This is a genomic window from Streptomyces triticirhizae (assembly GCF_003696235.1).
In the GTDB taxonomy this organism is placed as follows: Bacteria; Actinomycetota; Actinomycetes; order Streptomycetales; family Streptomycetaceae; genus Streptomyces; species Streptomyces triticirhizae.
Map to the genome: position 1 here is coordinate 22,898 of NZ_RFFJ01000042.1, position 14,306 is coordinate 37,203.

Here is a 14,306-nt window from a genome sequence, read left to right on the forward strand (position 1 = left end):
CGCGATCGTTCACCCGCCACGTTCACCCCAGGAGGTGACTTCCGATGGCCATCGCCGTTGACAGCGCGGTCGGCGAGGACGCCACTGCCGAGGCCGGCTACGCCGTGCGCTTCGAGCATGTGTCGAAGTCCTTCGGCCGGCCGGGCAAGCAGCAACTCGTGCTGGACGACATCAGCCTCGATGTCGCCCCCGGGGAGTTCGTGACGCTGATCGGCGCCTCGGGCTGCGGCAAGTCGACGCTGCTCAACCTCACCGCAGGGCTCGACGCGGCCTCCGCCGGGGACATCTCCGTTCCCGGCGGGCGGCCGGCCCTGATGTTCCAGGAGCACGCGCTCTTCCCGTGGCTGACCGCCGGCCGCAACATCGAACTGGCGCTGCGGCTGCGCGGCGTGCCGAAGGCGGAGCGCCGCGAGGAGGCGGAGCGGCTGCTGGCCCTGGTGCGGCTCCAGGGCTCCTACGGCAAGCGGGTGCACGAGCTGTCCGGCGGGATGCGGCAGCGTGTCGCGCTCGCCAGGGCCCTGGCGCAGGACAGCCAACTGCTGCTGATGGACGAGCCGTTCGCCGCGCTCGACGCCATCACCCGGGACGTGCTCCACGAGGAGCTGACCCGGATCTGGTCCGAGACCGGGGTCTCGGTGCTCTTCGTCACCCACAACGTGCGGGAGGCGGTCCGGCTGGCGCAGCGCGTCATCCTGCTGTCCTCCCGCCCGGGCCGGGTGGTCACCGAGTGGCGGGTGGAGATCGAGCACCCGCGCCGCATCGAGGACGCCGAGGTCTCCGCGCTCTCCGTGGAGATCACCGAACGACTGCGCGAGGAGATCCGCCGTCATGGCCAGCAGTGAGACAGCGGCCCGCAGCGACCGGGACCGCGGCGACCGGGACGCGCCATCGGGTGACCTGGCGGGCCTTGAGGCCGGCCTGGACGCGTTGGAGAGCCCCGGCGGCGCGGAACGGGTGCCCGTCGGCCGCGTCCTCCTCACCAAGGTGCTGCCGCCCATCGTGGCGATCGCGCTGGTCCTGGCGGTCTGGCAGATCGCCTACTGGTCGGATGTGCAGCCGGACTACCTGCTGCCCAGCCCGGGCGACGTGGGCGCGGTCTTCGGCGAGATGTGGCGCGAGGGCACGCTCTTCGAGTACGTCTGGACGTCCGTCTCGCGCGGCATCCTGGGCTTCCTGATCGCCATCGCGGTGGGCACCCCGCTCGGGCTGCTCGTGGCCAGGGTCAAGCTGGTGCGCGCCGCGATCGGCCCGGTGCTCACCGGGCTCCAGTCGCTGCCGTCCATCGCCTGGGTGCCGGCGGCGATCATCTGGTTCGGGCTGACCAACGGAACCATCTACGCGGTGGTGCTGCTGGGCGCGGTGCCGTCGATTGCCAACGGCATCGTGGCGGGCGTCGACCAGATCCCGCCGATCTATCTGCGGGCCGGCCGCACCCTGGGGGCCACGGGCCTGAGCAGCGTGCGGTTCGTGCTGCTGCCGGCGGCGCTGCCGGGCTATCTGGCGGGGCTCAAGCAGGGCTGGGCGTTCTCCTGGCGCTCGCTGATGGCGGCCGAGCTGATCGTGCACTCGCCCGATCTGGGCACGGGGCTCGGGCAGTTGATGGAGAACTACCGCACGATGCAGAACATGTCGGGCGTGCTGGCCACCATCATCCTGATCCTGGTGGTGGGCGTCGCGATCGACCTGCTGTTCTTCTCGCCGCTGGAGCGGCGCGTGCTGCGCTCCCGTGGCCTGATGGCCCGCCTGACATGACGGGCGGCCCGCACGTCCCGGGCGGCGGCGCCGCTCCCCCGGCGCTGCTGTTGGTCGCCCACGGCAGCCGGGACCCGCGCCACGCGGCGACCGTGCTGGCCCTGGCGGCCCGGGTGCGCGAGGCCGCGCCCGGGACGGCGGTCAGCTGCGGCTTCCTCGACTTCAACCTGCCGCGCGTCGCCGACGTGTTGGGCGAGCTGCGCGCCGCCGGGCACCGCTCGGCGGTGGCGGTGCCGCTGCTGCTCAACCGCGCCTTCCACGCCACCTCCGACATCCCGAAGCTGCTGGCCGGGGAACGGGCGAGGCTCCCGGAACTGACGGTGTGGCAGTCCGAGGTGCTGGGGCCGCACCCGCTGCTGACCGGGCTGTTGGAACGGCGGCTCGCCGAGGCCAACGGCCGTCCGCTGGCCGGACGTTCGGACACCGGGGTGGTGCTGGCCTCGGCCGGCACCTCGGACCCGGCCGGGCGGGCCGCGCTGGAGGCGCTGGCCGAACGGTGGCGGCGGACGGCCGGCTGGGGCGCGGTCATCTCGGCCTACGCCTCGGCCAGCGCGCCCGACACGGCGCTGGCCGTGCGCGCGCTGCGCGCGGAGGGGCTGCGCCGGGTCGTGGTCGCTCCCTATGTGATCGCGCCGGGGCGGCTGCCCGACCGCATCACGGTCGGCGCCAGGGAGGCGGGCGCCGACCTGTTGGCCCCGGTGCTGGGCGCCGCGCCCGAACTGGCCCAGGTCGTCCTCCACCGCTACCGCGCCGCCGCCTCGCGGCGGCGGCCCGCGCTCCCGCTGGCGGGCTGACCTGGTCGTTCGCGCGAGCCGAAGTCGCCGCACAGGACGGGTGGTTCACCCGACATGACGAGCCGTCGCTCGGGATGGTTTTCGGCCCGCCCGGAAGCGGGCCCGCGCGGGGCCGACCCGGTGGGCTGGCCTACAGTCGGCCGGCCGGTTCCGGCGGCGGGCGGGCCCGGCGGCCGGTCGGGTGTCCGGCCAGGCGCCGACGGCCGACCGGCGGCAGGTGTGACAGAGGGCTTCGCGGCCGACCGCCCGGACGGCAGCCGACCCGGCGGCCGGCCCGGCGGCGCGTCAACGGGCCGCCCTCGGCCGGGAGTTCCGGTGGATGCGCGGGCACATCCGGACCCGCGCAGAGGCGACGCGACCGTCAGATCAACTCCCGCGTGGCCGGCCGAACCGGCCCGCCACCGACCATGCGACGGACCAGCGGCGCAGCCGCCTCGCCCGGCTCAGCCGGCCGGTTGGTCGGCAACGCCCACCGTGCGACTGAGACGGCCGGGGGGACGTACTTGTAGCCCACCCGGCGCACCGTGACGATCCGCTCCCGGTAGGCCGGCCCCAACTTCCGCCGGAGCCTGGCCACATGAACGTCCACCGTGCGCTGGTCCCCGACGGGGCCGTAGCCCCAGATCGTGGCGACCAGCGACTCCCGGGTGTAGACCCGGTGCGGATGGCGCACCAGGTGCGCCAACAGCTCGAACTCCAGATAGGTCAGGCGCAGCGGAACGCCGTCCACGGTCGCGGTGCGTTCCTCGGTGTCGACCACGATGCCCCGGGAGCCGGGGCGCTCCTCGGGGGCCACGGCGGCCGGCCGGAGCGGGGTGGTCAACGCGCCCTGTGCGGCGAGCAGTTCGGTGAGCTGCGCCGGCTGGGTGCCGGCCGGGGCCAGCACCAGATAGCCGACCAGCGGCACGGAGCCGTCCGCCGTCTGGCTCTCCGGCGCCAGGGTCACCGTCACATCGGAGAGTTCGGACAGGTCGGGGAGCGCGGTAAGGTGCCGCATCTTCGGCTCCTTCCTTCCTTGGGTCTTCGAAGGGTCAGGCCGCCGAGGCGGGGGTGTAGTGCTCCGCGACGTCGCCCTCGACGACACGGCTGCGCTCTCCGTCGACGCCGACGGGGACGTCCCCGGCGACGGTCACCCGGTGGAGCAGGCGGGGCAGGGTGCCGTAGTCGTCGGGCGCGTAGTGCTGGGTGCTGCGGTTGTCGAAGATCACCAGGTCGCCGGGGGCCCAGCTCCAGCGCACGACGTTCTCCGGGCGGGTCACATAGCCCTGGAGGATGCGCAGCAGGTCGCGGGAGTCGTCGGCGTTGAAACCGACGAGGCGCTGGGCGAACCCGCCGATGAACAGGCCGCGTTCACCGCTCTCGGGGTGCACCCGGACCACGGGGTGGGCGGTGCGGTACCGGCGGGAGACGAACTGCCGGCGGTGCTCGGCGGCCCGGGCGGTCTTCGGCTCGGCGTAGTCGTGGTCGTTGGTGTGCACCGCCCAGAGGCGGTCGGCCAGCTCGCGCAACGCCTCGGGCAGGTCGCGGTAGGCGGTGGCGCTGTTGGCGATCAGGGTGTTGCCGCCGTAGGGCGGGACCACCAGGCTGCGCAGGGTGGTCGCCTTGGGCGGGGTGCGGATGAAGGTGACGTCGGTGTGCCACCGGTTGGAGCGCACCCCGTCGCCGTCGACCGCGAGGATGTTGGGCTGGCCCTCGGCCGAGCCGACGGTGGGGTGGGCGGTGGTCAACTCGCCGAAGAGCGAGGCGAACCGGAGCTGGGCGGCGTCGTCGAGCGACTGCCCACGGAAGAAGAGCGCCTTGTGCTCGATGAGGGCGCCGTTGATCTCGCTGACCACGGCGGGGTCGATCGGGCGGGAGATGTCGACACCGAGGATCTCGGCGCCGATGCGGCCGCCGATCCTGCGAATGTCGAAATCACTGCTGGTCATGGTCCTTGCTGCCTTTCCCTGACCGAAATCGCGTCCTGTGACGGGTGGGGGCGTGGTGGCCCCGAGGCAGCCGCGAAATTCCCCTGGCCCACCGAGAACCGTGACCGTGCGGTGGTTCCTCCGGAACTCCGTGGATTCCGGTTTCACGCGGCGTTTTTCGGCCGGAGGCCGTTGGGCGGCGTGGAACGGAGTCGCGACAGGCTCGGAGTTGTCCGGAATGGTGCGGAACCGCCGTGCTGGTGAACGGAGTCGGTGGGCCGACGCATCGTGGGGTGTGCACGCGGGGAGGCGATGCACGGGACGGACGTGCCGAGGAAGTGCGTCGGCTGGTCGCTGTTTCAGCGTCCGACGGCACAGATCGCGCTGGCCTGCCGCCGAAGATCGACGTGCAGCCGCGCTACGAGAAAGTCAGCCTGACTCACGATATGTGAGAATGCCAGCACCCTTTGGTCGCCGTCAAGATTGTGGTGTTCCGTCTCACATCACGGGACAACGGGCGTCCACTTCCCGATATCGCGGTGCGCGTTCCTCCGTGTGGCGGCGGGTGGTTGGCGAGCGGCGTGCGAGGAGGACCCTCGGGCGCACTTGACCGGAGCGGAGGTCTCGCGGTACTTCTTTCGCCATGCCGACCAGCAAGCGCCTTTTCTCGCGGTGCCATGTGGATCTCGTCCGCGTGGCCAGCGCGCTGTGTCGTCGCGGCCGTCTCTGAGCGCCGTCTCCGTTCCGCCCCCGCCGGGGTGGTACCGAACACCTGAGGGAACGGCCGCGCCCGGTGGTCTCCCGTCGGGTGTGGTTCCCCGCGTCGCCGGTCGTCCCGGCTGAAGATCCGGTCGCTCCGGCTGAACGCCTCTCCGGCCCCCGGCCGAGCGCCTCCCTGGCCGAACCCGCCCGCATCACCACCGTCTCGTGAGGATCACCATGTCCACCGCCCTGTCCACCGCCTCGTCCACGGATGTGACCGCCGCCGCGACGGCGCCCGCCGCCGGGCCGCTCCCCGTCGTCGAGAACCCGCGCACGCCACAGGAGTTGGCCGCCACGGTGCGCTCCTACGCCGCCCGCGTCGACCTGTGGGAACCGCTGGTGCGGTTCACCAGGCCGGAACGCTGGTGGCACCGGCTGGCCGCCGGCGCCGACCACGAGGTGTGGCTGCTGAGCTGGCTCCCGGGGCAGGGCACCGAGATCCACGACCACGGCGGCGCGTCGGGGGCGTTCGGGGTGGTGCGCGGGGAGCTGACGGAGCGCTCCTTCGTCCTGCCGGGAGCGGAGGCGCCCCGGCCGCCCCGGGCGCGGGGCCTGGCCGTCTCGGCGGTGCGCGCCTTCGGCCCGCGCCATGTGCACGAGGTGACCAACCTCGGCACGGAGCCGGCGGTGAGCATCCACGCCTACGCCCCGATCCTGAGCACCATGTCGTACTACACCGAGGCCGAGGACGGCGCGCTGCTGTTGAACCGCACCGATCCGATCGAGGACTGAGGGAGCGTCGATGAGCGAGGAACGACTCCCCCGGACCACCACCCGCACCACCATCGACGGTCAACTCGCCCTGGCTCGCGAGACCTTGGACCGGGTCACGGCCGAGGATGCCTACCGGGAGTGGCGCGCCGGCGCGGTGTTGGTGGACACCCGCATCCACGAGCAGCGCGCCCAGGACGGCACGGTGCCGGGCGCCCTGGTGATCGAGCGCAACCACCTGGAGTGGCGCTGCGACCCCGCCAGCGGGGCCAGCGTGCCGGAGGCGGTCGACACCGAGGTGCGCTGGATCGTGCTCTGCGACGAGGGCTACGCCTCCTCCCTGGCGGCAGCCTCGCTCCGGGCGTTGGGCCTGAGCCGGGCGACGGATGTGATCGGCGGCTTCCAGAGCTGGCGCGCCGCCGGCCTGCCGGTGACCCCGCCGAGGGCCGCCGCCGAGCCGGCCGGCCCCCGCGCGGCCTGAACCTGGCCACCCCGGCCCGCCGGGCCGTCGCCGCCCGGAGGTCCGCCGGGCGGCCGCCTCCGGGGAACGCCGCCGGCGCCTCAGCCCGCCAGGGCCCTGGCCTCCTTCTCCGCCGGGAGGCCGACCGGGGAGCGCTGCCCGCCCAGCCGGGTGTCCGGCGGCAGCGTGCCCAGCCAGGCCCAGGTGTCCCGGACCGTCTCGGCGACCGGGCGCACCGTCAGGCCCGCCGCCAGCGCCCTGGAGACGTCGGAGCCGTGCATCGCCGCGTGCAGCGGCCCCGGCGGGAGCCACACCGGCAGCTCGGTCCAGGGCTGGATGTCGGCGGCCTCGATCTCCTCCGGCGTCAGCCAGCGGAGCGTCGCGTCGGAGCCGGTCACCGCGCGGCAGTGCTCCAACAGCTCGCCCATGGTGCTCGCCCCCGGAGGGCTCACCAGGTCGTAGGGGCCGTGTAGCCCCTCCGCCGCCGCGTCCAGGGTCCAGGCCGCCAGATCCCTGATGTCCAGGTACTGGAGCGGCAGTTCGGCCGGTCCTGGCGCCAACACCTCGCCGCCGCGCGCGATCCGCCGGAGCCACCAGGGCAGCCGGCCCACCATCTCGTACGGGCCCAGCAGTAGCCCGCAGCGCACCAGCAGGGAACGTTCGGCGCCCAACTCCCGCTCCACGGCCAGCTCGGCGCCCCGCTTGTCCGCCGCGTACTCCGTCTGTCCGGCGTCCGGATCGCCCTCCACCAGCGGGGCGGACTCGTCGGCCCCGGGGGGCGAGGGGAAGCGGTAGACCGAGCGCGAGGAGACATAGGCGTAGTGGCCCACCCGACCGGCCAGCAGCCGTGCCGTGTCCCGCGCCGCCGTGGGCGCCCAGCTCCAGGTGTCCACCGCCAGGTCCCACTCGCCCCGCTCCAGCGCGGCCAGCCCCTCGGGGGCCAGCCGGTCGCCGTGCAGCGCCCGCACCCCCGGCGGGTCCGGGTTGCTGCCACGGTTGAAGAGCGTGACCTCCCAGCCCCGCGCCAACGCCTCGTCCACCAGGGCGGGACCGGCGAACGCCGTGCCACCCAGCACCAGTACCTTCATGGGCCCCACCCTGCCCGGCCGCCCCCGGCCGACCAAGGCGGCTCTCCCCCGGGCGAATTCGCCGAGAGCAGAGTCGCGTCAGCACGCCGAGCAGCGCCCCGACCAGCGCCCACAGGGCGGCGACCAGCCGAAGGGCCGGCCCGGGGCAGGTCGTAGCCTGGACCGCGTGAACGAGTTTCTCTCCGCCGACGGCGGCCTGACCCTCCGGCGCTGGCGGGACAGCGACCTGCCGGCCGTCCGCGACGCCTTCAACGAGCCGGGAATGCACGCGCAGTTCGGCACGGTGGTGGAGGAGGGCCGCGTCGACGACGCGGCGGCCGGCCGCTGGATAGCCCGCCACGGCGAGCGTTGGGAGCAGGGCAGCGCCTACTCCTGGGCGGTGACGGACGGGACCGGGCCGGGCGCCGCCCTCCTGGGCCATGTCGCGGTGAGCAACGTGAACCATGTGCACGACGGCGGCTGGGTCTCCTACTGGACCGTAGGCGCCGCCCGGCGCCGGGGCGTGGCCAGCGCGGCCGTGCGCGCCCTGTCCGCCTGGTGCTTCGCGGAACTGAGGCTCTTCCGCCTGGAGTTGGGGCACCGGGTGGACAACGAGGCGTCCTGCCGGGTGGCCCTGGCGGCGGGCTACACGGTGGAGGGCCGGCAGCGGGCCAAGCTGCGCTACGGCACCGTCCGCCACGACGTCGAGACCCACGCCCGCCTCGCCACCGACTGAGCCGCGCACCTGGCCGCCGGGCGGCGCCGCCCCACCAGCCGGGCCACGCGCCGGCCGGCCACCCGTCGGCCGGCCACCACCCGTCGGTCCGCTACGCACCGGCCCGCTCCACCTCGTCCAGCAGCGCCAACAGGGCCGCGACCGTGCGCCAGTTCCTCCCGGTGGCGCGCTCGCCGACCACGCGGCCGACCAGCCGCGCGCCCAGCCGGCTCCGCCCCATCCCGCCCGGGAAGTAGGCGAACACCTCCCGCTCCCCCAGCCGCAGCTCCTCCGGCGCGAACTCCGCCGGATCGAGCCCGGCGACCGGCAGCCCGGCCGCCGGAGCACCGAGAAAGAGCACCAGCAGCTTCGACGCGTCGAGATCGTCCGCCGGAAACGGGCAGCGCCGCGCCGCCCCGCGCAACTCCTCGGCGGTCAGGACCAGACAGTCCACCGGGAAGCCGAAGCGCTCCTCGATGACGGCCGAGATCTCCCCGGCCAGCCCCTCCGCCTCCCCCGGCGGCGCCGTGAACACGACGTTCCCACTGTGGAGATGGGTGCGGACCGCGCCGAAGCCGCGCGCGGCCAGCGCCTCCCTGAGCGCGGCCATCGGCACCTTCCGCCGGCCGCCGACGTTGACACCTCTCAGCAGCGCCACCCGGGCCACCGCCCCCATCTGCTCACTCATGGTGACGAAGATAGGGGAGGCCACTGACAATCCGTCGTTTCCCCTGGTGAGAGGCGTTCAGGCGGCGGGTTGTTCACGAGACGGACCTGGAGTGCTCCCAGGCCCACTCGAACTCCTCGCGGTAGGTCTCGAAGAGGCTCAGCTCGTCGTCCGGCCGCTCCTCCCGTCCCACGATCTCCCGCCCGGCCCGCCGCAACACCAGCGCCGGCGTCTCCACTCCCCTGCTGCGCCGCAGATAGGACTGGATCACCGCGACGCCCTCCGCGCTGTCGCCGTCGACGAAGTAGGCGCTGAACCGGGGCGTGTCGTCGAACACATGGATCTCGAACGCCTCCTGGTCCCGCACCCGGGCCCGGACCCGGCGGACCTGGAGGATGTTGGTCTCCACCGCGCGCCCCAACTCGCCCCGCTTGAGGCCGAGTTCCCGCTCCCGACGGCGCATCGCGCCGCTGGCAGGGTTGAGGAAGAGCAGCCGGGTGCGGCAGCCGGACTCGGCCAGCCGCGCCAGCCGTCGCCCCGGGTAGTTCTGCACCAGCAGGCCCAGACCTATGCCCATCGCGTCCAGTCGCCTGGCGCCGCCGAAGAGTTCCTCGGCCGGCAGCTGCCGTTGCAGCCGCACCCGGTCCGGGTGCACGCCCGCCACATCGGTGAACCGGTCGCCCACCAGCTGCTCCACCACATCGGTGGGCAGCCGCCCGTCCTCGGCCGGCGCCGTGGAGTCCAGCAGCCGCAACAGCCGGGCGCAGCCGCGTTCCGCCTGCTCCAGCACGGCCCGGTTGATGCCCCGGTTGCGGCTGACCGCGCTGCGCGCCACCTCCAGTTCGTCCAGCGTCAGCTCCAGCTCGCGCCGGTTGTCGAAATACGGCGCGAAGCACGGCCAGTGCTGCACCATGAGTTCACGCAACTGAGGCAGGGTCAGAAAGGCGAGCACCGTGTCATCGGCAGGATCGAGCAAGTGTCCCTTGCGGCGGCTCACCTCGCGCAGCGCGGCCGCACGCTGCACCCACTCCTGGCCGGTCGGGCCGGCCGCCGCCATCTCCCACTCCGCGCCGTGCACCGGCTCGTACACCGGGCGCAACACCGCGCCGACCACCGAACGCAGCCGCTGTTCCACCAGGTTGAGCCAGACATACGCCCGCCCGGCACGCTCCACGCGCACCCGGACCTCCGACCAGTCCTCGGCGCTCCACTCCAGGTCGGCCCCTATCTCCATGGGTCGTGGCACCGGTACGGCCCCGGCCGGCGCCTCGGCGGTCTCGCCGCCGTTGCCCGATGGCAGCTCCAGGCCCGAAGAGCCCACCGTTCGTACCGCCTTCCGCGCCACTGATGGATCAAGGAAGCCTACTGTGGCACGCCCCGACCACGCAGCAAGATCCCACAACCCCCGCGCTTGCCTGCGCCCGGCCCGGGGCAGGCGACTTCCATGACGGCCATGCGCGTGCCCACGTCAACGTACCGGCTCCAGCTGGGTCCTGATCTCCCGTTCGCCGCCGCCGAGCAGGTGGTGCCGCACGCGGCCTCGCTGGGCGTCTCCCATCTGCACCTCTCCCCCGTGCTGGACGCGGTCCCCGGTTCGGGGCACGGCTACGACGTCACCGACCACACCAGGGTCCGCCCCGAACTCGGCGGCGAGGAGGGCCTGCGGCGGCTGGCGGCCACCGCGCGGGAACACGGCCTGGGGCTGGTGCTGGACATCGTGCCCAACCACATGGCGCTGCCCGCCGACACCCGCCGCAACGCGCCGCTGTGGCAGGTGCTCAGGGAGGGCCCCGAGTCGCCGGCCGCGCGCTGGTTCGACATCGACTGGGAGGCCGGGGACGGCCGGGTGCTGCTGCCGGTGCTCGGCGGCCCGCTGGGCGAGGAGCTGTGCCGACTGTCAGTGGAGGGCGATACTCTCCGTTACGCCGATCACCTTCTGCCCCTGAGACCCGACACCGAGGAGCTGCCCCTGCCCGACCTGCTGGACGCCCAGCACTACCGCCTCGCCTGGTGGCGGCTTGGCCGCAGCGAGGTGAACTACCGCAGGTTCTTCACCATCAGCGACCTGATCGCGATCCGCGTCGAGGACCCCGAGATCTTCCGGGCCAGCCACGCCCTGGTGCTGCGCCTGCTGGCCGAGGGGGTGATCGACGGGCTCCGCGTCGACCATCCCGACGGCCTGGCCGACCCCGGCGGCTATCTGGCCCGGCTGCACGAGGAGACCGGCGGCGCCTGGATCGTCGCGGAGAAGATCCTGGGCTCGGGAGAGCAGCTCCCGGGCAGCTGGCCGATCGCCGGCACCACCGGCTATGACGCGCTGCGCCACCTGGACGCGCTCTTTGTCGACCCCGAGGGCTGGGTCGAACTCACCGAGCACTACCGGGCGTTCACCGGCACCCCGCCCGACCAGGGCGGCGCGTGGGAGGCCACGGTGCGCCGCGCGGCGTACCGCATGATCAACCACGAGCTGGTCGCCGAGCGCGAGCGGCTGGTGCGGGTCGCGCTGCGGATCTGCCGCTCGGTGGACGGGCTGCGCCGCCGGGACCACGCGCCCTGGGCGCTGCGCACCGCGATCACCGAGCTGCTGGTCAGGCTCCCGGTCTACCGCCCCTACGTCACCGCCGACGCGCCCCCCTCGCCGGTGGACGAGGCGCTGCTGGCCACGGCGGCCGACGGCGCCAGGGCGGCGTTCCGGGTGCCCGCCGAGGCGTCGGCCGTCGCCACGGTGCGGGACCTGGCGCTGGGCCTCTTCGGCGAGGACGCCGACCGGGCGGACTTCCGGGTGCGCTTCGCGCAGGTCTCCTCCGCGCTGCGCGCCAAGGCCGTGGAGGACACGGCCTGTTACCGCTACACCCCGCTGCTCTCGGCGGCCGAGGTGGGCGGCGACCCCGGCGCGCCCGCGCTGCCGCCCGCGACCTTCCACGCCTTCTGCTCCCGGACGCAGCGGGACTGGCCGCTGACCGGCACGGTGTTGAGCACCCACGACACCAAGCGCAGCGGCGACGTGCGCGCCGCCCAGGCCACCCTCACCGAGCGCCCCAGGGACTGGGCCGCCCTGGTCACCCAGCTCACCGAGGCCACCGCCGCGAGCGGCGCGCGGGCCCCCGATCCGCACCTCGCGTGGTCGACCTGGCAGACGGCGTTCGCGCTCGGCAGCCCGGACCGCGACCGGCTGCTGGCCACCCAGCTGAAGACCGCGCGCGAGGCCGCGCTCCACACCAGCTGGACCGAGCGGAACGAGGAGTACGAGGCGAGCCTGGAGCGCTTCGTGCTGGCCGGCCCCTGCGGTCATCCGTTCCACCAACTCGCCGAGTTCGCGGCCGGGTTGGCGCCGGCGATCCGGTCCAACGTGCTGGGCGCCACGCTGCTGCACCTGACCATGCCCGGCGTGCCCGACGTCTACCGGGGCAGCGAGGGGCACTATCCGGCCCTGGTCGACCCGGACAACCGCAGGCCACCCCGGCTGCCCGTCGCCCAACTCGCCGCGCTCGACGGCGCCGGCCCCGCCGAGGGCCACGACCTGACCACCGAGAAGCTGCGGCTGACGGCGACGGCGCTGCGGCTGCGCCGCGAACACCCGGAGTGGTTCGGCCCACGGGGCGGGTACCAGCCGCTGTTCGCGGAGGGACGGGCGGCGGACCACTGCGTCGCCTTCGTCCGCGCCGACCGGGTGCTCACCGCCGTCACCCGCCTCTCCCACCGCCTGGCCGCCGAGGGCGGCTGGGGCGACACCCGGCTCGCCCTGCCCCCCGGCGAGTGGCACAGCACACTGACCGGTCAACGCCACCGCGAGCGCGTGGAGTTGAGCCGCCTGTTCGCGACCGAGCCGGTGGCCCTGCTGGTCAACGAGAGCTGACCGCCGCCGACGGCAACCGGGCGCCGCGCGACCGACGGCAACCGGGCTCCGCGCCGCCGACCCGACGCGGGCGGGCGCGGCGACCCTGGTGAACGTCGGTCAAGAACAGGTAACGCACGAGTCTTTACACGCGACTCGGGCCCGCGTTACGGTCCGGAATTGGGAGCGCTCCCATGGCATCTCTTCCCGGCCCCCTCCGGGAGATCGCCCATGTCCGCGCGCTCCTGGCCGACCCCCACCTCATCACGGCGAAGGGACGCAACGCGATGAGAGACCACCAGAAGCGACGCGGTCTGCGGAAGCTCGGACTGCTGACGGTCGCCGCCACCGTGCCGGCCATGGCCGCCGTGGTGTTCACCGGCGGCACCGCCTCCGCCCACGGCGCGCCCATGGACCCCGGCAGCCGGACCTACCTCTGCTGGAAGTACAGCGTCGGCGAGACCGGTGCGCTCAACCCGACCAACCCCGCCTGCGCCGCCGCCCTGGAGGCCAGCGGGGCGAACGGCTTCTACAACTGGTTCGCCGTGCTGCGCTCCGACGGCGCCGGCCGCACCGAGGGCTTCATCCCCGACGGCCAGCTGTGCAGCGGCGGGGCCACCGTCTACGACTTCTCCGGCTTCGACATCCCCAGCGAGGACTGGCCCACCACCCATCTGACCTCGGGCGCCGAGTGGGAGTTCACCTACAACCCGTGGGCCCACCACCCCGGGACCTTCCACCAGTATGTGACCGTCGACGGCTGGGACCCCAACTCGCCCCTCACCTGGGACGACCTGGAGGACCAGCCCTTCCACTCCGAGACCGACCCGCCGTTCAGGGGCGGGGTGGGCGACGCCAACTCCGAGTACTACTGGAACGCCCAGCTGCCCGAGGGCAAGGAGGGGCGCCACATCATCTACACCGTCTGGGAGCGCTCCGACAGCCAGGAGACCTTCTACGGCTGCTCGGACGTGATCTTCGACGGCGGCAACGGCGAGGTGACCGTCCCCGGCGACGACACCGCCGCCTCGCCCGAGGCGATGACGGAGTACACCGCGCCGGTCAACGAGGAGGGCGGCGCGCACGACGCGCACGCGGCCCACGCGGCCCAGGACGCTCAGGCCACCACGGGCGGCAGCGCGCGGACCGTCTTCCACGGGATGTTGCACGGCCTGACCAGCTGACCGACCCCGCCGGCCCGGGGCGCTCCGCCTCGGCCGGCCGCTGAGACTCCGGCCTGTCGCCCCACCTCCCAGCCCCCGCTAGGGCGACAGGCCGGCTTTCCGCTGTCACCGTCCGGCGCGCGACCCGCGTTGTCAGTGCCGGGAGTTACGGTGTCCCCGCACACACCGCACACACCACCACGCGGGACCACAGGCGCCGACCCCGCGCACCGCACCGCCGCACACACGGCGGGGCACGGGCCGGACCGGCGCACCCCTCACGCGGCCGACATCCGCGCGGCCGACATCGCCCAACGCCTCCGTTCGCCGTCAACCCCTCGCCCACGGGGGGGTGCCTCTATGTCGTTCGTCAAGGCGTCTCTGTCGGGTTTGGGGTGGTTTGGTGTTGCTGGGGTTATGCGGCGAGTTCGATGTCCTTCGGTGTCCGGGGTTGGTAGAAGGTGCCGTCTCGG

13 protein-coding genes and 1 pseudogene are annotated in these 14,306 nt (G+C 73.7%); 8 read left to right on the plus strand and 6 right to left on the minus strand.

Annotation, left to right across the window (positions count from 1 at the left end; all coding sequences use genetic code 11):
- The first annotated feature begins 44 nt into the window (after window positions 1-44).
- The 3 genes from EBN88_RS10515 to EBN88_RS10525 are packed head-to-tail and all read left to right on the plus strand — an operon-like array spanning window position 45 to window position 2,546.
- Window positions 45-842, plus strand: a complete 798-nt coding sequence (locus tag EBN88_RS10515) for an ABC transporter ATP-binding protein (protein WP_122183548.1) — start codon at window positions 45-47, stop codon at window positions 840-842.
- Window positions 829-1,752 carry an ABC transporter permease gene (locus EBN88_RS10520; protein WP_122183549.1) on the plus strand — a complete coding sequence of 308 codons (924 nt, stop codon included), beginning with the start codon at window positions 829-831 and terminating at the stop codon, window positions 1,750-1,752. Before EBN88_RS10515 ends, EBN88_RS10520 begins: the two co-directional genes overlap by 14 nt.
- Entirely contained in the window at window positions 1,749-2,546 is a 798-nt protein-coding gene (locus tag EBN88_RS10525) for a sirohydrochlorin chelatase (RefSeq protein WP_122183550.1), read from the plus strand. Before EBN88_RS10520 ends, EBN88_RS10525 begins: the two co-directional genes overlap by 4 nt.
- A gap of 493 nt (window positions 2,547-3,039) precedes the next feature.
- Here EBN88_RS10525 and EBN88_RS10530 read toward each other — a convergent pair.
- The 3 genes and pseudogenes from EBN88_RS10530 to EBN88_RS32680 form a co-directional block, all read right to left on the minus strand.
- Window positions 3,040-3,543 (minus strand): annotated as a pseudogene (locus tag EBN88_RS10530) (winged helix-turn-helix domain-containing protein); the annotation flags it as partial.
- Window positions 3,544-3,577: 34 nt separating this feature from the next.
- Entirely contained in the window at window positions 3,578-4,474 is an 897-nt protein-coding gene (locus EBN88_RS10535) for a TauD/TfdA dioxygenase family protein (protein WP_122183552.1), read from the minus strand.
- 338 nt (window positions 4,475-4,812) lie between these two features.
- On the minus strand, window positions 4,813-4,917 hold the full coding sequence (locus EBN88_RS32680; RefSeq protein ID WP_407703396.1) for a putative leader peptide: 105 nt from the start codon (window positions 4,915-4,917) through the stop codon (window positions 4,813-4,815).
- 475 nt (window positions 4,918-5,392) lie between these two features.
- On the opposite strand from EBN88_RS32680, the gene EBN88_RS10545 reads away from it, so the two are divergent.
- Entirely contained in the window at window positions 5,393-5,947 is a 555-nt protein-coding gene (locus EBN88_RS10545) for a cysteine dioxygenase (RefSeq protein WP_122183553.1), read from the plus strand.
- Window positions 5,948-5,957: 10 nt separating this feature from the next.
- Window positions 5,958-6,407 (plus strand): rhodanese-like domain-containing protein, encoded by a 450-nt coding sequence (locus EBN88_RS10550; RefSeq protein ID WP_122183554.1) that lies wholly within the window; start codon window positions 5,958-5,960, stop codon window positions 6,405-6,407.
- 80 nt (window positions 6,408-6,487) lie between these two features.
- On the opposite strand, the gene EBN88_RS10555 is transcribed toward EBN88_RS10550, so the two are convergent.
- Window positions 6,488-7,474: an NAD-dependent epimerase/dehydratase family protein gene (locus EBN88_RS10555; RefSeq protein ID WP_122183555.1), complete on the minus strand. Its 987-nt coding sequence runs from the start codon at window positions 7,472-7,474 to the stop codon at window positions 6,488-6,490.
- A gap of 166 nt (window positions 7,475-7,640) precedes the next feature.
- Between EBN88_RS10555 and EBN88_RS10560 the strand changes: the two genes are divergently transcribed.
- Complete coding sequence (locus EBN88_RS10560; protein ID WP_122183556.1) at window positions 7,641-8,189, plus strand: GNAT family N-acetyltransferase; 549 nt, start codon at window positions 7,641-7,643, stop codon at window positions 8,187-8,189.
- 91 nt (window positions 8,190-8,280) lie between these two features.
- On the opposite strand, the gene EBN88_RS32570 is transcribed toward EBN88_RS10560, so the two are convergent.
- Together EBN88_RS32570 and EBN88_RS10570 are read right to left on the minus strand one after the other, a co-directional pair.
- Window positions 8,281-8,856 (minus strand): DUF1697 domain-containing protein, encoded by a 576-nt coding sequence (locus EBN88_RS32570; protein ID WP_325052739.1) that lies wholly within the window; start codon window positions 8,854-8,856, stop codon window positions 8,281-8,283.
- A gap of 73 nt (window positions 8,857-8,929) precedes the next feature.
- Complete coding sequence (locus tag EBN88_RS10570; RefSeq protein WP_122183558.1) at window positions 8,930-10,156, minus strand: SAV2148 family HEPN domain-containing protein; 1,227 nt, start codon at window positions 10,154-10,156, stop codon at window positions 8,930-8,932.
- Between the two features lie 132 nt (window positions 10,157-10,288).
- On the opposite strand from EBN88_RS10570, the gene treY reads away from it, so the two are divergent.
- Together treY and EBN88_RS10580 are read left to right on the plus strand one after the other, a co-directional pair.
- Window positions 10,289-12,691, plus strand: a complete 2,403-nt coding sequence (gene treY / locus EBN88_RS10575; protein WP_233580584.1) for a malto-oligosyltrehalose synthase — start codon at window positions 10,289-10,291, stop codon at window positions 12,689-12,691.
- Between the two features lie 173 nt (window positions 12,692-12,864).
- A complete protein-coding gene (locus EBN88_RS10580) occupies window positions 12,865-13,854 on the plus strand; it encodes a lytic polysaccharide monooxygenase auxiliary activity family 9 protein (RefSeq protein ID WP_407703397.1) in 990 nt (329 codons plus the stop codon).
- The last annotated feature ends 452 nt before the right edge of the window (window positions 13,855-14,306 follow it).